The 18,740-nt window shown below is 51.9% G+C and carries 17 protein-coding genes and 1 riboswitch; of the genes, 4 read left to right on the top strand and 13 right to left on the bottom strand.

The window, feature by feature from the left end; translation table 11 throughout:
• Positions 1-2 precede the first annotated feature (2 nt).
• The 7 genes from CHH67_RS18005 to CHH67_RS17975 all read right to left on the bottom strand — a co-directional run bounded on the left by CHH67_RS18005 (position 3) and on the right by CHH67_RS17975 (position 6,060).
• The gene (locus CHH67_RS18005) at positions 3-1,157 is read right to left on the bottom strand and encodes a PP2C family protein-serine/threonine phosphatase (protein ID WP_095266589.1); all 1,155 of its coding nucleotides are present in this window, start codon (positions 1,155-1,157) and stop codon (positions 3-5) included.
• Between the two features lie 267 nt (positions 1,158-1,424).
• Entirely contained in the window at positions 1,425-1,772 is a 348-nt protein-coding gene (locus tag CHH67_RS18000) for a YflT domain-containing protein (RefSeq protein WP_095266588.1), read from the bottom strand.
• 95 nt (positions 1,773-1,867) lie between these two features.
• Positions 1,868-2,398: a hypothetical protein gene (locus CHH67_RS17995; protein ID WP_095266587.1), complete on the bottom strand. Its 531-nt coding sequence runs from the start codon at positions 2,396-2,398 to the stop codon at positions 1,868-1,870.
• A gap of 88 nt (positions 2,399-2,486) precedes the next feature.
• Positions 2,487-3,008: a DUF948 domain-containing protein gene (locus tag CHH67_RS17990; protein ID WP_095266586.1), complete on the bottom strand. Its 522-nt coding sequence runs from the start codon at positions 3,006-3,008 to the stop codon at positions 2,487-2,489.
• A gap of 158 nt (positions 3,009-3,166) precedes the next feature.
• Positions 3,167-4,669, bottom strand: coding sequence for a DHA2 family efflux MFS transporter permease subunit (locus CHH67_RS17985; RefSeq protein WP_095266585.1), 1,503 nt, complete (start codon positions 4,667-4,669; stop codon positions 3,167-3,169).
• A gap of 93 nt (positions 4,670-4,762) precedes the next feature.
• Positions 4,763-5,218: a MarR family winged helix-turn-helix transcriptional regulator gene (locus tag CHH67_RS17980; protein WP_095266584.1), complete on the bottom strand. Its 456-nt coding sequence runs from the start codon at positions 5,216-5,218 to the stop codon at positions 4,763-4,765.
• A gap of 263 nt (positions 5,219-5,481) precedes the next feature.
• Positions 5,482-6,060, bottom strand: a complete 579-nt coding sequence (locus tag CHH67_RS17975; RefSeq protein ID WP_095266583.1) for a hypothetical protein — start codon at positions 6,058-6,060, stop codon at positions 5,482-5,484.
• A 192-nt stretch (positions 6,061-6,252) separates the two neighbouring features.
• On the opposite strand from CHH67_RS17975, the gene CHH67_RS17970 reads away from it, so the two are divergent.
• Positions 6,253-6,600, top strand: coding sequence for a hypothetical protein (locus tag CHH67_RS17970; protein WP_095266582.1), 348 nt, complete (start codon positions 6,253-6,255; stop codon positions 6,598-6,600).
• Positions 6,601-6,688: 88 nt separating this feature from the next.
• On the opposite strand, the gene CHH67_RS17965 is transcribed toward CHH67_RS17970, so the two are convergent.
• On the bottom strand, positions 6,689-7,600 hold the full coding sequence (locus tag CHH67_RS17965) for a cation diffusion facilitator family transporter (protein WP_176475596.1): 912 nt from the start codon (positions 7,598-7,600) through the stop codon (positions 6,689-6,691).
• A gap of 218 nt (positions 7,601-7,818) precedes the next feature.
• On the opposite strand from CHH67_RS17965, the gene CHH67_RS17960 reads away from it, so the two are divergent.
• Entirely contained in the window at positions 7,819-8,004 is a 186-nt protein-coding gene (locus CHH67_RS17960) for a hypothetical protein (RefSeq protein WP_095266580.1), read from the top strand.
• 252 nt (positions 8,005-8,256) lie between these two features.
• Here the strand turns inward: CHH67_RS17960 and CHH67_RS17955 are convergent, their stop codons facing one another.
• The 4 genes from CHH67_RS17955 to CHH67_RS17940 all read right to left on the bottom strand — a co-directional run bounded on the left by CHH67_RS17955 (position 8,257) and on the right by CHH67_RS17940 (position 13,705).
• Complete coding sequence (locus CHH67_RS17955) at positions 8,257-9,882, bottom strand: ABC-F family ATP-binding cassette domain-containing protein (RefSeq protein WP_095266579.1); 1,626 nt, start codon at positions 9,880-9,882, stop codon at positions 8,257-8,259.
• A gap of 186 nt (positions 9,883-10,068) precedes the next feature.
• On the bottom strand, positions 10,069-11,112 hold the full coding sequence (locus tag CHH67_RS17950) for an MBL fold metallo-hydrolase (protein WP_095266578.1): 1,044 nt from the start codon (positions 11,110-11,112) through the stop codon (positions 10,069-10,071).
• A gap of 212 nt (positions 11,113-11,324) precedes the next feature.
• Positions 11,325-12,356: a cytochrome d ubiquinol oxidase subunit II gene (locus CHH67_RS17945; protein ID WP_095266577.1), complete on the bottom strand. Its 1,032-nt coding sequence runs from the start codon at positions 12,354-12,356 to the stop codon at positions 11,325-11,327.
• Positions 12,353-13,705 carry a cytochrome ubiquinol oxidase subunit I gene (locus CHH67_RS17940; RefSeq protein WP_095266576.1) on the bottom strand — a complete coding sequence of 451 codons (1,353 nt, stop codon included), beginning with the start codon at positions 13,703-13,705 and terminating at the stop codon, positions 12,353-12,355. The genes CHH67_RS17945 and CHH67_RS17940 overlap by 4 nt, the downstream gene beginning before the upstream one ends.
• A gap of 377 nt (positions 13,706-14,082) precedes the next feature.
• Here CHH67_RS17940 and CHH67_RS17935 point away from each other — a divergent pair, with 377 nt between their 5' ends.
• Both CHH67_RS17935 and CHH67_RS17930 read left to right on the top strand, forming a co-directional pair.
• Positions 14,083-15,213 (top strand): virulence factor, encoded by a 1,131-nt coding sequence (locus CHH67_RS17935; RefSeq protein ID WP_095266575.1) that lies wholly within the window; start codon positions 14,083-14,085, stop codon positions 15,211-15,213.
• Positions 15,214-15,463: 250 nt separating this feature from the next.
• A riboswitch (Lysine riboswitch) is annotated at positions 15,464-15,681 on the top strand.
• Between the two features lie 252 nt (positions 15,682-15,933).
• Positions 15,934-17,328: an amino acid permease gene (locus CHH67_RS17930; protein WP_179292162.1), complete on the top strand. Its 1,395-nt coding sequence runs from the start codon at positions 15,934-15,936 to the stop codon at positions 17,326-17,328.
• Positions 17,329-17,514: 186 nt separating this feature from the next.
• Here the strand turns inward: CHH67_RS17930 and CHH67_RS17925 are convergent, their stop codons facing one another.
• On the bottom strand, positions 17,515-18,663 hold the full coding sequence (locus CHH67_RS17925; protein ID WP_095266573.1) for a transglutaminase domain-containing protein: 1,149 nt from the start codon (positions 18,661-18,663) through the stop codon (positions 17,515-17,517).
• Positions 18,664-18,740 lie beyond the last annotated feature (77 nt).

Raw genomic sequence — 18,740 nt, 5'->3', positions numbered from 1 at the left:
CTTTATTTAAGACATACCCATACAAGACATTTATCATCTTCCCGCTCCTCGGACAAGTGGTCTACAAAAAATTGTGCCCTCATCTCCTCTTCTCTCCAGTCATGGGAACCGCCAAGCCGCTCCTGGAGGAAGCTTAGCTTCTCATCGTGTCCGCCGTCGACCAGCTCCAGCAAGCCATCCGTATACATCACCAAATGCCCCTGGCCTTCATAATGGAAGCTCCGCGGCTCCATCTCCTCAATCCGGTCAAACAAGCCGACAGGGCAGCAGCCCTGATCGAGTGTTACTACACTGCCATCCTCCTGGAAAAACAGCGCCGGCGGATGACCCGCATTGACATAATCGACCCGTTTCAATCGAGTATCTACTACTAAATAGATGGCGGTAAAATAATACTGAATGAGCTGCTCCTCAATATGCAGCTGATTAAACCGCCGATTCAATTCCTGGATCACCTTCTCCGGTTCCACGTAGGTCGTTACGGTGTCCTTCAATACCGAGGCGATAAACATGCAAAACAGGGATGAGGATATGCCGTGTCCCATCATATCCAGCAAGATGACACCATACCTGTCTTCACTGATCGGATACCAGGCGTACAAGTCCCCTGCCAGCTCCGCTGACGGCTGATACAGGGCATGAATTTCGACCTGATCGTTCACAATCGGGGAACTGAGCACCGCGTTTTGCACCATCGCCGCCAGCCTCAGCTCATCCTGAACCCGCTGCTCCCGCTCCTTGTGCCAATCTTTCTCATGCTTCAACCGCAGCGCCAGACGGATTCTGGCCATGAGCTCCACCTTGTTGATCGGTTTCGTAACATAGTCCATTGCCCCGGCATCCAGCGCTTCAGCCAGCTTCTTGGAATCGCCAACAGCCGTCACCATAATGATCGGAATATCCTTCAAATGCTCATACTGCTGGACGATCCGGCAAGCCTCGATCCCGTCCATCTCCGGCATCATCATATCCAGCAAAATCAGATCGATCCCGACTCTGCCCGGACGAAGCGCGTCCGTATGATCGCCGATCCCCAGATGCTCCAGCATATCAAGGGCGGAGGAAGCAGCCAGCGTATCCCGGAAGCCTTCCTTTTTCAAAATTTCGCGTATGATAATAACGTTAGTCGGATTGTCGTCTACGATTAATATTTTCATGTTCCGCTCCTTTAACGATGACTGATTCCCCGTAAGTGTCATTATGAATTTCATTATACTACAACCGAATTATGGGATCGGTTGTGCAATTTCAGGAATCTATGAAATCAATCAAGCAAGGGTATAACCCACTAAACCCACTACATGTTAAAAACATAGATAAGGAATGGGACAGATCAGGGTCCCATTCCTTATCTATGTCTTAGATTATATCTTCTGCCCATGGCACGACACCGGCATTTGTTCGAGTATGGGGCAGTATCGAATTCATTCATCATTCTTCACTGCAATAACAAGTACTTTGCCAATATCCAGCTGCTTTTCATAGAAAGCGGCCTCCGCTGCGGTGAAGCCCAGCGATTCGATCTTGGCGCGCAGCTCATCGCCTCTGGAACGAAACAGGTTCGCAAACGAGCCAAACAGCCCTTCCTCTTTCATTCCAACCTCGCGGCTTCCGGCCACCTCGGCGATTTTACTTGTTTTGTCGGAATCATGTGCAAGCACATAGATTTGATCTGTCGTGTAGCCGGATTGATGCAGATTCTCTATTTCCTGAGCGGCGAGGGTGCCGTTCTCTACAACTTTAGCATATGATTTCGTATTGGTGGATGACATATGTCGAAAACCTCCCCTAATAGCGCTCCATAATCACCTACAGGATATAGGTCCATTAGATATTAACCACTTTCAGTCGGTCTGAAACACTTTTTTTATTCTATATGTGAGAAAAATAAATCGATTCCTGTAATATGACCGCTATCCCGATTCATAAATACCTTCAGTGCTTCGTTTCCCCGAACGTACACATCCCCGTCCTCGGCTGCATGGTCGGGCTGCCCGAGAAAAGCATGAATATCACGGATTGTCATCGGAACAGGCTGCCCATTCAACTGAAACTCTCCCGCTGAAGGCTTGACATGTACATATTCCGTTCGGTCATGATCGATTCCGATTTCCATATGATCATAATGCAATACGGTAACATGCTGGATCGGGTCATCCTTTATCGCCGCAGGAGCACCCAGTTTGTGCACAATTTCAGTCTTGGTGTCGTTTAGGTCCACTCCGTTCAAGGACATGGGCTCATCCTGTACCACTTCGCGATCATTAAGGAGTCTGAATGGGCTGGCGGTATAAGCGGCATCGTTATCTGGTATGCCCGCCGAACTGACGACCGGCGCGTCAGCCTCTCCTCCTGTTGACAGCAGCATCGTCATGAGCAGCAGTACGATCGTCCGCATACTCCCTCCTCCTTCCTGTCCGAATCCGTGTGTCCGGTGCTAACGCACAAGCTGGCTTGTTGTTCTTTCTCCGTACGTGTACATCTTCTTATCTGGCTCTCTGGCGGCGGAAGCTGTTCCACAGTCCGACAGCCATATCGACATAGCTTAGCCAATTGCGGCCCTTGGTCGTTTCCCGAGACGCTTCATACACCGATTCGTAGGATTGAATGGTGCGATCCTGCTTCGTTCCAGGCTCAGGCAGCGAGCGCTCCCTGACCGCTTCCTGCTGAGGCTCGGCAGGCTTGTGCTTGAATCGGCTGACCATGCCAGCAGATACCTGCTTCACTGCATAGCTGACCTCGCTCAATGCCTCGCCCAAGTTTTTCACGGTATCCATAACCGGATTAATCTGCTGCATTTTATGTTGAATATCCACTGCAATATCATTGGTATTCCGAATCGTCTGTTTCACCTCATAACTTAATTCGTCCACCGTCTTCTGAACATCCTGGAGCGTCTGCGTTACTTTGTCGAGTGACTGGGTTGCTGCTTTAAGTGTTCTAATCAGGAAAAAAACGAGCACCGCAAAAGCGACAGCAATGACGGCTACGCTGATTTGGGTTAGCATTCTATCCAACCTCACTTTCAGTAATGTTGTCATCGGATACCCCATAGTTACCCTTTGGGGAGAAGCCCGAATCAGCGGCACAACAAAAAGAAGGGAGCTCCACCCGCAGCTTGCGGGGGAATTCCCTTCTTCGGATCACTTCGTATTTCAGGCGGTAATTACACAGCTGCTGGCGCCTCCGTGTTGCCCGCGGTTCTCGGCTCCTCGGCCGGCGTAGTCTTCTTAATAAAGAATGCCAGCAGCAAGGAAACAACGGTGATCCATGTCGCAATGACAAACGCATAGTTAATGCCGTAAATGGTCGATTCATGGGCAACCTGGAGCATATCGGCCTGATTCTGCGGATTAAATTGTCCGGACTGAACCATCGCTGCCCCGCGGCTTTCCGCCTGGGTAGCCATAATCGTTACCAGAATCGCGGTTCCGATCGAACCGGAAACCATGCGCAGCGTGTTGGACATTGCCGTGCCATGGGCGTTCATGCTCTGTGGCAATGCGTTCAAACCGGCGGTCTGGATCGGCATCATCAGCAGTGACATCCCGAACATCCGCGCGGTATAGATCATCATAATATGCCCATACGACAGCGTTTCGGTCAAATTACTGAACTCCCAGGTCGTAATCGCCGTAATCAGCAAGCCTGCAACCGCCAGCCACTTGGCGCCAACCTTGTCGAAAATCGCCCCTGTAATCGGGGACATAATGCCCATTAGAATCGCTCCTGGAAGCATCAACAGGCCGGATTCCACTGGTGTGAAGCCCCGGATTTGCTGAAGATATATCGGGAGCAGGATCATGCCTGCGAACATCGCCATGGTAACAATGACGTTGATCAAGGTCGTTAATGTAAACATGTTGTACTTGAATATTCGGAATTCCAGCATCGGTACCTTGACCGTCATCTGGCGCCATACAAACAGGACCAGCCCGATCACACCCGCAGTCAGCGTTGCAATGACGGTTGTGCTGGACCATCCGTTGTTGCCAGCGTCACTGAAGCCGTACAGCAAGCCGCCAAAGCCGATCGTCGACAAAATGATGCTGAGTGTGTCGAGCTTCGGCCGGCTTACTTCGGTCACGTTCTTCAGGAAGAACACACCGATCAAAGTTGCGATGATCGAAAACGGCAAAATCATGTAAAACAATACTCGCCATGTGGAGTGCTCAACGATATATCCCGATAACGTCGGGCCGATGGCCGGGGCAAAAATCATGGCGATCCCCATCATTCCCATCGCCTTGCCGCGGTTCTCAACAGGGAATATATTCAGAAATACGACGGTCATCAGCGGCATAATAATCCCTGCTCCCGCTGCCTGGACAAGGCGACCTGTCAGCAGAAAGCCGAAGTTCGGGCTGATCGCGCATATGAGCGTTCCAAGTGAAAACACGCTCATCGCCGTAATAAAAAGCTGCCGCGTTGAAAAACGGGCGATCAAAAACGCCGTGACCGGAATCAGAACCCCGTTCACCAGCATGAAGCCCGTGGTCAGCCACTGGGCAATGGTCGGTTTAATATCCAGACTGGTCATAATGCTCGGCAAAGCGACGTTCATTAGGGTCTGGTTCAGTATCGCTACGAAAGCACCGATCATCAATGCCGCGATGATCGGCCCTTTCTTGATGTTCTCACCCTTGTGAGCCGCAATAGGGGTGCTCATGCAAATATCACTCTCTTTCCTTCACGAAATGATGTTGAATAACTTCTGCTCATATCAGCCATAAATTCAGTAAAATCTTGTTCCCAAAAAAACTCAGTCATCGGAGCCGACTTGACCGTGAATCGTTTCAATGTTCTCGATAATCTTGCGGTATATGATCCGCAGCTGCCGAATCTCCTCCTCCGTCAAAAAACCGTACAGCAGTTCCGAAAGCTCGGCGCGCTTCTTATCCAGCTGCCGGATCAACTCACGCCCTTGATCCGTAATTTCCAGATACACAACTCTCCGATCCTGGGAATCACGAACCCGGCGAGCATATCCCCCTTCGATCAGCTTATCGGATATGCCGGTGACCGCGCCGCCCGTGACATGGATCGTATCCGCCACGTCAGACAGCCGCATCGCCCCAAGTTCATTCAGCTTCTCAAGCGTGGTAAATTGACTTCTTCCCAGCTTCGGGAAGCCCTCCTTCTGCCATTCGCTCTGGACGGTGCGCAGCATCTTCTTAAATAGCATCTCCACTTCCAGGATGTCGTTCTGGATGGACATTGTAAGATTACGCCCCTTTTCCTGCCCCAGCCTCGCTATTCATAAAGTTATGGTGACTCCTTTTTAAATAGTTTAGAACTAAAGCATTTATTACTAAACAAAATTGATTATAATCCTGCTATCGATCCATGTCAATGTTTACATAATTATAATTTTCATATTGTTTTCTGAAAATTGATGGAATAAAAAAAGACCCGGTCCGGTTGCCCTTCCCGAGTCTGCTTCATGATCTAATCCTTCGTTGTTGCGTGTGTGTACTTCCGTTATTTTAATAATAAAGGCAATGATGTCCAGTCCAGCTTAAAGGACAGCTTCATGCCATCCTGCAAAAATTCAACGTCCCTTACAGTAACAAGATCCGGCAAATGTTCTTTCAGCGATACTTGAATGTCAGAAAGATGGAACCACGACGTTGGGACATCGACCCCCCGAATCGTTGTAGCCTCATGCTTGAGATAAATAAAGCTCCCGTCAGCCGTCATATGAAACTGCAGCAGAGCCCCGAACGGAAGCAGCCCCCAGCGGCCATTGATATCGGCCAGCATCGTATCTCCATCCATTCTGAATGCAGCGCCGGTGATTTCTACGCCCAGGTCATGTTCTCTCAAATACTGAATCAAATTTTTCTTCGATAGGTTCCCTACCTCTTCGGGCGTCAAGATCATTTGTGCCTCTCGCGTCTCTACCATTTGCAGCAGCTTCGGTTTAAAATCGACAGCGCGGTATCCGAGATCCAGCTTCTGCGTCGGAGAGATAAACCACACTCCTGCCCCCAATATGGCGATGATCAGAATCAGCAATGTCAGCCAGATTCCACCTCGTCTTTTCCTCGGACGACTCATTGATTTCCCCTCCACAAAAGATACCGTTGTAGGACAACCTCTCTCTATGGTTTTCCTCCCAAAGTATATATGAAATGAGGAAGCTTGTCACATTTTCAGATCACTCTTCCCTGCTCCCTTGGTTCATGTCATCCATTTTGTGGTATTACGATACTGATCAGAATACTACAACGCTTACAAGGAGGATGTACCATGAACAAAAAGAACACTCTAGCCATCACCACCGCTTTGACGCTGGCCTTGTCGATGACTGCTGTTGCAAGCGCAGACCCGGTTACGGGCACCGTTACGGAGGCTACATATGAGCCAATCCAGAGCGAACCGATCATCAAGCCGGAACTGGTTGTGTTGTTCCCATCCGAGGATGTTATTTTGACGGAAGTTGCGTATTTCTACAATACGCCTAACGGAGTAAAAATCGGTGCCCTGGCCCCGCAAAAGGTGAAAACGACAGGAGAGCGCATCACGGTAGCTGGCGGTGAATGGGTAGAAATCTACACTTGGCTTGGCAAGGCCTGGCTCTTCGTGGATCAAACTTAATCTTCATGAATATAGTACATCCCGGATTCCATCAACTGGAGTCCGGGATGTTTGTCATGCGCTCGTGGCCCCCCTGTTCAGAGCGTTATCAAGATGGGGAACGATCGGCTTGGTCCGCCCCCAATTTCGGGTGGTCCGCCCTTGGCTCCACATGGATGTGGACGCTCATAATGTTATGCAGCTTCTCCATCTTCTCCTCGATCAGGTCACTGATATGATGGCCTTCGCGCACACTCAGCTCCGGATCAACCTCAATAACGACATCAACCAATACATGATTGCCGTGAATTCTGGCTTTCACATCTTTAATGCCTTCTACGCCCGGTGTGCGGGCAATGCTCTCTTTCAGGTCAGACAACCGGTTCTCATCAAATCCGTCAGTCAGGCTATGTGTGCTGTCCTTGAATATTTCCCATGCTGTTCTGCAAATAATGATCCCGACGGCAATCGCAGCGAGCGTATCCAGCCATGGGTATCCGAACTGGGAGCCGATGATGCCTACCGCTGCGCCCACACTGACCAGCGCATCCGACAGATTGTCCTTCGCAGCAGCCATCAATGCCTGACTGTCAATTTGGCGTGCGAGATTGCGGTTGTAGCGATATACGCCGAGCATGGCCAGCGCACACACTGCAGCTACAGCAGCTGACATCAGATCCGGCGTGCCCTTGCCTCCGGTAAAGAAGGACCGGAAGCCCTCCACCAGCACCTGAATGCCCACCACCGCCATGATGAACGAAGCGATTAATGCCGCAACCGTCTCTGCTCTCATATGGCCATAAGCATGATCGGAGTCCGGCGGCTTCTGGGAGATGCGCAGTCCAATCAGCACGGCGGCTGACGCCACGATGTCAGTCAAGTTATTAAACCCGTCAGCCAGAAGTGCGCTTGAGGCGAACATGTACCCGCTGACGAGCTTGGAAACGGACAGAACCAGGTAGGCAGCAATGCTGACCCAAGCCCCTCGCTCCCCTTTTTTTATGTTGTCATATGCGTTCACCCTATGATCTCCTTTGCCCATTCGATGTGCGAGAACAAGAAACTGCAGCCTCACGATTATTCCAGCCGAAGCTCTTCATACGGCTGACAAACACACGCACGCTTGCTTGCGACAAAGATTCGTCGCGGCGTAATATTTAATATAAATTATTGTTACCCTTGTATGCATTTTTAAAAAGGAATAAAATGAGGACAATCCTACATAAGGAGGATGCTGTCATGACTGAAAATGAGCATTCCCGTAAAATTAACCTGGCTGATGCGATCCGCCAAAAGCTTGAGCAGAAAAAGCAGCAGAGCGCATCCCAAAAGCCCGGGCATTTCCAGCCCGGATCATCCTCGAAAATGAAAAGCCAAAACAACAAAAAACCGAACAACCAGCGGCGGCGCACTGGCGGATCGTAAGCCACATGTGATGCTCTTGCAGCTTCGTCCTCACGAGGCAGCAAGACAAGCCGCACCCCCGGTATCCCCTGCTGTCAAGGCAGATGAGCCGGACGAGAAGGTCGAAGACAGGCGTATGCTGATTCTTCGGCCTTTTTAATACCGTATACCGCGTCCCTTCCTCTTCCACAATACTTAGAAAGACACACAAAAGGCCTGCAAGATTCATACTCTTGCAGGCCTTTCATATCTCGGAGAACCAGGTTCGGCAGGTTAAGCCTCCACCGGATACATGCTTGCGCGCAGCGCCTTGATCTCTTCGCTTTCGAGATACTCGTCATAGCTCATCACGCGGTCGATCACACCGTTAGGCGTAATCTCGATGATGCGGTTGGCAATCGTTTGAATGAACTGATGGTCATGGGACGTGAACAGAATCGTGCCGTCAAAGTCGATCAGGCCGTTATTCAGCGCCGTAATGGATTCGAGATCCAAGTGGTTGGTCGGCTCGTCAAAGATAAGCACGTTGGCACCGTTCAGCATCATCTTGGCCAGCATGCAGCGCACCTTCTCGCCCCCGGACAGAACGCTTGCCTTCTTCAGGGCTTCCTCACCGGAGAAGAGCATCCGACCGAGGAACCCGCGCAGGAATGTCTCATCCTGATCATGGGAGTACTGGCGAAGCCATTCCACCAGGTTCAGGTCAACCCCGTCAAAGTATGCGGAGTTATCCTTCGGGAAATATGCCTGCGTTGTTGTGACACCCCAGCTGTATTCACCAGCGTCCGCTTCACTCTCGCCCATCACAATCTGGAACAGCGTCGTCTTCGGAATGCCGTTCGGACCGACAAATGCGATCTTATCGCCTTTGTTTACAACGAAGCTGACATTATTAAGAACCTTCTCGCCTTCGATCGTTTTGGTGATGCTGTCCACGGTCAGCAGCTGCTTGCCTGCCTCACGCTCCGGCTTAAAGTTAAGGAACGGGTATTTACGGTTTGAAGGGCGAATGTCCTCCAGCGTAATTTTGTCCAGCTGCTTCTTCCGGGAAGTCGCTTGCTTCGATTTCGAAGCATTCGCCGAGAAGCGTTGGATAAACGCCTGCAGTTCCTTGATCTTCTCTTCCTTCTTCTTGTTCGATTCCCGCTGCAGCTGAAGCGCCAGCTGGCTGGACTCGTACCAGAAGTCGTAGTTGCCGACGTACAGCTGGATTTTGCCGAAATCGATATCTGCGATATGGGTACATACCTTGTTCAGGAAGTGCCGATCATGAGATACCACAATAACGGTGCCTTCATAATCCATGAGGAAGTTCTCCAGCCACTGAATCGATTCCAGATCCAGGTGGTTGGTCGGCTCGTCAAGGAGCAGGTTATGCGGACGCCCGAAGAGCGCCTGGGCCAGGAGCACCCGCACCTTCTCGTTGCCGCTCAGCTCTGCCATCTTCTTGTCGTGCAGCTCGCGCGGAATGCCGAGACCAATCAGGAGTGCGGATGCGTCCGACTCGGCTTCCCATCCGTTCAGCTCCGCGAACTCGCCCTCCAGCTCACCGGCACGCATGCCGTCTTCCTCGGAGAAGTCCGGCTTCGCGTACAGCGCATCCTTCTCTTTCATGATCTCATAGAGACGCGCATGACCCATAATTACCGTCTCCAGAACCGGATAATCGTCATATTCATAATGGTTCTGCTTCAGAACAGCCATTCGCTCACCCGGCGTCATGTGCACCTCGCCCTGGTTCGGTTCAATCTCGCCGGACAGAATCTTCAGAAAAGTCGATTTCCCCGCACCGTTGGCTCCGATAAGTCCGTAGCAGTTGCCGGGAGTGAACTTTATATTTACGTCTTCAAACAGTGCTCGTTTTCCATAGCGGAGCGTTACGCCGCTTGTACTGATCATTAAGCATTACCATCCTTTTTAAACTATTGGTTTATTTGCACATTATAGCATAAGTGACACCGCGAACGAAGTATGTAAGATTCGACACCGAGGATGGAAGCACAATAAAACCTCCTGTACCAGGCGGCATATCACCAAAAAGGTACAGAAGGTTATCCATTTTTTTATATTGAAGGAAGCCGTTGTCTAGGATTGCACACTGCGTCTCTCCGGCTGAACCTTGAACGTCTCGCCGTATTTCAGCACCCGTACCCGTTCCTCTGCAATGCCGAGCCGCTTCCGCTCCGCCTCCAGCCGCTCCAGCGCCTCTTGCGCCGTATCGTCCGCCAGCTTGAACGTGCCGTAATGCATCGGGATCATCGTCTCGGCCCCTACGTCAAGAAAAGCCTGCAGCGCTTCCTCCGGATTCACATGCTGCGAGGTCATAAACCATTCCGGCTCATAAGCGCCGATCGGCATCAAGGCAAGGTGGATATTGAATCGTTCCCCAATCAGCTTAAAGCCCTGGAAATACCCGCTGTCACCGGCAAAATATATGTTCGGAGGCAGAATCCGGGTCTGCTGCTCCGCAGCTGGCTTCTCCCCGCCTTCGGCAGCCTCTGAAGCACTCTCGGGGCTTGAAGCGCCTGAATTGGCATCCTGCGCAATCGGCTCCAGCACGAATCCGCCCCAATGCGACGTATTCGTATCAAACGGTGTACGGCGGGTCCAGTGCTGTGTAGGAACAAACGAGATTTTGACACTGCCAATTTCCGCTGTTTCCCACCACTGCAGCTCCATTACGCGCCGAAAGCCTTTGCTCAGCATTTTGCGTTTCAATCCTACCGGCACGATAATTGTGGTACCTTCCCGGTACAGCTTGCGGATCGAAGCGATATGCATATGGTCGTAATGGGAGTGGGAGATCAGAATGATGTCCAGCGGCGGAATATCCTGAATCGGAATTCCCGGCTCGCCAAGACGCTTCGTAAACGCCATTCTTCGCGCCCATACAGGATCTGTAACGATATTCATCCCTTCATACTGAATGAAGAATGTAGCATGTCCGACCCAGGTAACGGAAGCTTCGTGCCGGTTGCTGTGCAAATACTGAAGATCAGGCGTCATGTTCGGTATGACATAGGAGTAATCCTTTTTCTTCTGGCGACGTTCTTCCCGCCACTGTCTGAATTGCTTCAGGGTTTTATCCGTACTAACATTGTCGATGTTGTTATAGCGGATTCTTGGCATGCTGCCCCTCCTTCCATTACCTGTATTTTACCCTTTTTACCCCTGGCGGCTCAACTTACATTATTTATGATTCTTCGTTATGACAGGCGGCAAGTCAGCTTGTTCCTAATCTGAAGGGTCCTTGTATTTCAGGGCGTATATAGCCATGAATATAACAGCTGCACACACGGTTACCAGCGGCAAAATAAAGATGTGAAAGTCTTCCACGCGCCTCATCCCTTCTTGGCGGATTTACCGCGAATGTAGTTGGCATCAAACAGAAACAGTCTCATCAGCAGCAAAAGCGACGGAATCAGCACGCATAACCCGAGCACAAATGCAGCGATCAGCGCAATGGCCATCGCATCGTTTGTAATGCTCTCATGAATGCTGATGTAATCGTAGAGCACATACGGCAGATGCGAGCGCCCGTAACCGTACCAGGCAAAGGCGAACTGCAGCATAACCATAATGAAGGCCAGGCCCAGCCTTATTTTCCTCCATACAAGATAAACCGCAATGGCGAAGCAAATAAAGGAAGCAATAAACATCCAAGCGATATCGACCATGTTCTGAAAATGCACCGGGTTCTGATGGTTAAGTTGAAAAAAGGCAAACACCGATGCCAAAATCGTCGGTCCGCTCCATGCCAGCGCATAAGCCCTCACGACGCCGAAGGCCGCTTCGTCCCCTGCCCGGTTCGCGTAATAGGTCAGAAACATCGCTGAAATATACAGCACGCTGACCAGCGCCAACAAAATGACGGACCAGGTATACGGGTTCGCAAAAAAACGGAGCCAATTCAGGGTGACGATGCCGTCATGCTCATGAATGATGCCGCCCTCGGAAATGGCGAGAATGGTAGACAGTGCCGCCGGAGTTAGCAGCCCGGTAGCTCCGTAGAGCGCCATGTGAACAATGTTGTTCTCGATCTGGGTGCCGTAGGTGTGGTAGGCGTAATAGGCCCCTCGAATGGCAAGGAGAACAAGCGCCAGACTGCCCGGAACGAGCAGCGCCGTGCCATAATAGTAGGCCGAGTCGGGAAAGAAGCCGACCAGTCCCACCACAAAAAAGATCAGAAACACGTTGGTCACTTCCCACACCGGGGACAGATAGCGCTGGATGATGTTGTGGATTTTATTCTGATGGCCTGTCAGAACGCTGTAAAAGCTGAAGAAGCCGGCGCCGAAATCAATGGAGCCAATCAGCAAATAACCGAACAGAAATGTCCACAGGACGGTAATCGCAACGATTTCGTAGCTCACTGGCCGTCGCCTCCTTCAATTTCAAGCCCCTGGGCCTCGATCTCTTCCTCTGCCTTCCGGTTGCGGAACAGCTGGCTCAGCACCCGCACGGCCGAGACGCAAAGCACCAGATAGAGCAATATGAACAGCACCAGCATCCAGCCGACGCTTGGCGACGTTGTAGCCGCTTCCTCCACCTTCATATATCCCCGCAATATCCAAGGCTGTCTGCCGATTTCGGCGAGGAACCATCCCAGCCAGATGGCGCTCATCGTAAGCGGCCCCAAAGCCAATATACTGAGCAGGAGCCATTTTGGATAAGGCTTTTTGCCAGGAAGTTTCTTGCGGAACATGTAAAGCAGCGGAATCAGCACAATCAGCATCCCGATGGTCACCTTCAGATCAAAGTAATAATGGATGGACAGCGGCGGTCGCTCATCTTCCGGAAAATCATTCAGCCCGATGACCTCGGTGGCCGGGTTGTTGCCGGCTAGAATGCTTAAAGCATATGGAATCTCCAGCCCGAATCGAACATTGTGATCCTCATCGAGCACCCCGCCATATATAAGCGGCGCGTACCGCATCGTCTCGAAGTGCCATTCCATGGCCGCCAGCTTCTCCGGCTGATATTTAGCCAGAAACTTGCCCGAGAAATCTCCAATCGTGACGGTGGCGATCGCAAATACGAAAGTGGCGATCACCGACAGCTTGAGCGCTTTTCTAAAATAGACATGGGTTCGTCCCCGAAGGAGGCTGAAAGCAGCGATGCTGGCCAGCGCCCCCGCGCTTGTGGTATAGGCGGAAGCCAGCACATGGCTGACCTTGGTCGGCGTGGCCGGATTGAACATCGCGACAAACGGGTTCACATTCGTAAATACCCCGTCCACCAATTCGAAACCCTGCGGCTGGTTCATAAACGCGTTCATGCTCGTAATGAAGAAGGCCGATGCCGAGGAGCCGATCGCCACCGGAATGAGGAGCAGCAGATGCATGGCTTTATTTTTGAAACGGTCCCATGTGTACAGGTAGATCCCAAGGAATATGGCCTCCACAAAAAAGGCAAAGGTCTCCATAAACAGCGGCAGCGCGATCGCTTTACCCGCAACCCGCATAAATGTCGGCCACAGCAGACTCAGCTGCAAACCGATGGCCGTGCCTGTCACTACACCGACGGCTACCGTAATGACATAACCCCGCGCCCACCTTCGGGCAAGCAGCGTATAATGGAAATCCCCCGTCCGTATCCCTCTCCACTCCGCCAGCGCCAGCATGATCGGAATCCCAACCCCGATGGTTGCAAACACGATATGTACAAACAAGGTCAAACCGAACAAAATCCGGCTCATTAATACTGGGTCCAGAAACGACATTCAGGTTCACTCCTCGATGATGGCTTTAATAGCTTCAGTAGCCTTTCTAGCTTTGATACGAATGTCATGCGAAAAACGGGTGGCGTCAGCCAAAATAATGCAGCATGCGCAAGCAGGCCTTTACGGTTGCGTACAGCATGATCGCCGCGGCTATAAAGCAAACGATCGCCAGCTTCTTCTCCTGTCCTTTGTGCATGAGTCACACAACCTCCCGATGGAAAATGAATGTACAACTGCAAAAGGTTAGCCAGTATCAGTTTTACAAGTGTTTCCTCTTTTTATCCAAAGTCGAGGGAAATTGTGTGCGAAAGCAGGCGGGATGTTTTTTCTGTCAATGAAAAAAGGTACAATAGAGCCAAAGGAGGCTGAAAAATGCAATGAAAATCACTTTTATCGAACCTACCCCGAGCCCGAACTCCATGAAGCTTCATCTTGATGAGACGCTGGAGCCCGGGATCCGAAAAACATATACACTAGACAATGAACGCTCCGCCCCGGCCTGGATTCGGCAGCTGCTGCATATCCCTGGCGTCAAGAGCATTTTCCATACCGCCGATTTTATCGCCCTCGACCGGAAAGGCAATGCGGAATGGCCATCCATCCTTGGTGCTGTGCAGGAGATGTTCGGCCAGGAGGGCTTGACCGAAGGGCTGAACAATGACGAAGAGGGCTTTGCCTTCGGTGAGGCGCAGGTGTTCGTTCAGTTCTTCCGCGGCATCCCGATGCAAATCCGGGTCAAGAGCGGCAACCGCGAGGAGCGGATCGCCCTCTCCTCCCGCTTTACGGAGGCGGTAACCGAGGTAGCGACCGCCACGCTCATCAAGGAACGGAAGCTGAAAGATTATGGCGTTCGCTATGGTGAGCTTTCGGAAATAGCCCGCGAGGTGGAGCAAGAGCTTGAGGCAGCGTTCCCGCAGGAGCGTCTGGACAAGGTTGTTGCCCAGGCTATCGCACACGGGGCCAGCGATGAGGAATTTGTGGAGCAGCGGCGGAAGCTGACCGATGCGGAAATGGAAGCCGCGCTGCAGGATGAAGACTGGCGGGTTCGTTATGCCGCGCTGGAGGTGCTGGAGCCGACCGAGCAGCATATCCCGCTGCTGCGCAAGGTTCTTCATGATCCGAAGATGCAGATCCGCAGGCTGGTAGTCGTCTATCTCGGGGATCTGCGCACGCCGGAAGCGATGGAGCTTCTGTATGAAGCGATGCGGGATGACTCGCCGGCCGTTCGGCGTACTGCTGGTGATACCCTCTCCGACATCGGCGATCCGGCAGCAACGCCGGTCATGACCGAGGCGCTGAAGGACAGCAGCAAAATTGTACGCTGGCGCGCAGCCCGCTTCCTGTACGAGGTTGGTACTGAAGAGGCCAGACCTGCCCTGGAGGAAGCGGCCGATGATCCGGAATTCGAGGTTAGCCTGCAGGCGAGAATGGCGCTGGAGCGCATTCAGTCCGGCGAAGAAGCCGCCGGCACCGTGTGGCAGCAGATGGCCAAGCGCTCCAAATCCTAAATGTCACAGAAACGCCTCACATGATGGGGCGCAAGTAAATTTAACCATTGCATCTAACACTTCATGTGATATATACTAGGAATCTCTTGTGTACGGATGTGTCAATAACTCTAAGCATCCGCAGTCATCCAACACCATATATAGTACGGAATGATCCGATACATCTATATGTGGCGTCTATATCGGATGCGAAGCGATTGTTGTTGGCAATCCTGGGAAAATCAAATATGAGATAGCCTCATCATTCCTACGATGAGGTAGAGGTTGCGGACGTGATCAGTAAGCGTGTGAAGGCGAAGAGGAGCCGATGAAGCACGGGTGAAAGGCGCGTCTGCCGAAGTGTGGGGGAATCACTCTTGGCCCCCATGCTGGGGCCGTTGTCGAAAGAAACGGAACTGTCACGGAGCGCCTGCATGTTCATCTATAATGTGAACGGCCGGCGGGCAACCGTGTTGCGCTATCTTCTGGAAGGTTTGGTGCGGCGTCTATGGAACAGACCGCAGGTAACAACCTGCGGTCCTTTATGTTTTTCTACGCAAGAGATCATCCCGTATATGGGAAGCAGCGGGTCAGCATGGTCCATGCAGTTGAAGGATTGTACCTTTGTCCGTCTCGCATGGCATCATGTGCCCTTAATTTCGTATAGAGGAGTGTTAGGTTTTGAATCGTAAGACATCTACACCGGCGACATCGCTGAAGCCGAGCTTCAAGACGCGGCATATGACGATGATCGCCCTTGGCGGCTCCATCGGCACCGGGCTGTTCCTGGCCAGCGGCGGAGCCATATCGTCGGCAGGACCGGGAGGCGCGCTCATCGCTTATGCGGCCGTCGGCCTTATGGTATATTTCCTGATGACCAGTCTCGGAGAACTGGCTACGTATTTGCCGGATTCAGGCTCGTTCAGTACGTATGCATCCCGCTATGTCAGCCCCGCCTTCGGCTTTGCCGTCGGCTGGAACTTCTGGTACAACTGGGCGGTTACCATCGCCGCAGAGCTGGCGGCAGCGACGGTCATCATCAAATTCTGGTTCCCGGACAGCCCCTCCTTCCTGTGGAGCCTGCTGTTCCTCGGCATTATGTTTGGACTGAATGTGTTGTCAGCCAAAGGCTACGGAGAGTCCGAATACTGGTTTGCCATGATCAAAGTCGTGACGGTGATCGTCTTTCTGATCGTGGGTGTGCTCATGATCTTCGGCATTCTGGGCGGCGAAGCGGTCGGCTTCTCCAACTTCGATCTTGGCGGCGGGCCTGTGCACGGCGGATTCTTTGCGCTCATTGGCGTGTTCATGGCGGCAGGGTTCTCCTTCCAGGGCACGGAGCTGATCGGCGTGGCCGCCGGGGAAAGCGAGAATCCGCGCAAGCATGTGCCGCAAGCGATCCGCCAGGTGTTCTGGCGCATCCTCATTTTCTACATTCTTGCGATCTTTGTCATTGGCTTGCTGATCCCTTACACGCATCCAAGTCTGCTTCAATCGAGCATTGACAGCATTAGTGTCAGCCCGTTCACACTGGTGTTTGAACGAGCCGGTCTTGCCTTCGCCGCATCCGTCATGAACGCGGTTATCCTTACTTCGGTTCTGTCTGCCGGAAACTCGGGCATGTATGCTTCAACCCGAGTGCTGTACGCGATGGCCAAGCAGGGGCTTGCTCCTAAATGGCTCAGTCGTCTGAACCGGAGAGGTGTTCCTGTTGCCGCACTGATTGTAACAGCATCTGTCGGCATGCTCGCTTTCCTGGCTTCCTTCTTCGGCGACGGTGTTGTCTACATCTGGCTGCTGAATGCATCGGGCATGTGCGGCTTCATTAACTGGCTTGCGATTGCGGTAAGTCATTACCGTTTCCGCAAAGCCTTCCAGGCACAGGGGCGGGACCTTCGTGAGCTGCCGTTCCGGGCACGCTGGTTCCCGTTCGGTCCGATCTTTGCCTTTATCCTCTGCCTTGTGGCCATTATCGGTCAAGGTGATTTAAGCGGGGATATCGACTGGTACACCATGTTTGCCACTTATGTGAGCATTCCGCTGTTCCTGGCCATCTGGTTCGGATATGCCATCGTGAAGAAAAGCCGCATCATTCCGCTCAAGGAATGTGATCTGGGAACAGAACGCATCTCTTAACGCGAAGACGGAATCACGAATCTTCATGCTATATGTGCAGGAACCTTGCAAAAACAAGACCGGGGAATCAAGCAGAAGCTATGCTTGTCCCCGGCCTTTCTCAATATTCATCAGCTTCTAAAAAAGAGTTGCCCCTAAGAGCTATATGCTCTTCATGGGCAACTCTTATATTTAGCGCAGGGATTTTTACCAGGTCATCTGAACCCTTAAATCTCCCGTATCCTCAAATGGACCATAGTAGTAGCGTATCGAACCTACATTTCCCTTGCTCTGCACCTCTTGCAGAACCCGGACAAGCTCCTTCTCATTTCCGTTAAAACGGAAGACGAGCTGCTTATCCTTTTGGGTGCTGCTGGCAGCAAGCAAGGCGCTGAGATCCTTATGCGTCTTAACAATGGATTTGGCATCATAGAGATGGTATTCCAGCGTATTCATGAGCTGGGTGTACACGGCGCTCTTCGCCCGATCTTTCGTCACTAGCCCCTTCAGCGTGTCCCGGTACAACGTGCTGGCCTCAGGGTATTGTTTCACCCAGGTATGATCCTTGCTCATCTGTTTATCCGTGCGCAAGTAATAGGTATAGGATACCTCTCCCTTGCGGTCAGGCAACGGATCATTCCAGGTCGTATCCAGGTGGTACCACTTGCCGCCGAGTTGAACGAGATTCCACGCATGCAGCTGTCCTCTAGGATTGTCGGAAGAGTAAGCTGTTCCTTCCACGATCTTGTTCGTAATCCCTGCTTCCTTGAGCAGCTTGTGCGTCAACAGGGCGTACCCCTGACAGACGGCACTGCCGGTCGAAAGCGCATCATAGGCTGTGTATTTGGTCAGGGTTGTATCATATTCAAGGTTCAATACGACCCAATCATGAATGGCTTTAACTTTCTCATGATCGTTCATGGTCGGCTTGATTAAGGATTTCAAAATGCTCTCCGTCTGCTCATTGACATATTCCGTCTGCTTCGCGGTTTCCCGGTAAGTCAGCCGGACCGTCACATCCGCGGAGGAGGAGGTGCCACGGTAGTCGTAGCTATAGCTGGAGATCGTGTAGTGAATGTACGGGTCGCTGGCCATCGCCTGATCCAGAGCATTCTTCAGCTGTGTCTTCAGCGATTTGGTCTCCCCTTGATATGCAAAACGAACGGTTTCCTCCCTGCTGCTCATCGCGTTCAGCAGTTTCTCTTGAATAGCATCAACCGATTGAACAACCGCCTTGTTCGAGGTGGCGTAAACATCGCTTAATTCGGCAGGCTCAGGCACCGCCGCTACGACGAATGCGATGATGACTGCCAGCAGCAATTTGGCACTTGTCGTGCTCTTCCGTTTCCGTTTCATCTATCCACTCTACCTCCATCCAGCTCTCCTATCACATGCACCTCTATTCTACCACACGCCCAGGGCTCCAGGTCCCT

This window comes from Paenibacillus campinasensis (genome assembly GCF_002272015.1).
Classification (GTDB): domain Bacteria; phylum Bacillota; class Bacilli; order Paenibacillales; family Paenibacillaceae; genus Paenibacillus_AQ; species Paenibacillus_AQ campinasensis.
Note: the sequence above shows the minus strand (reverse complement) of the source record. Positions and strands in the feature narration are given on the sequence as shown.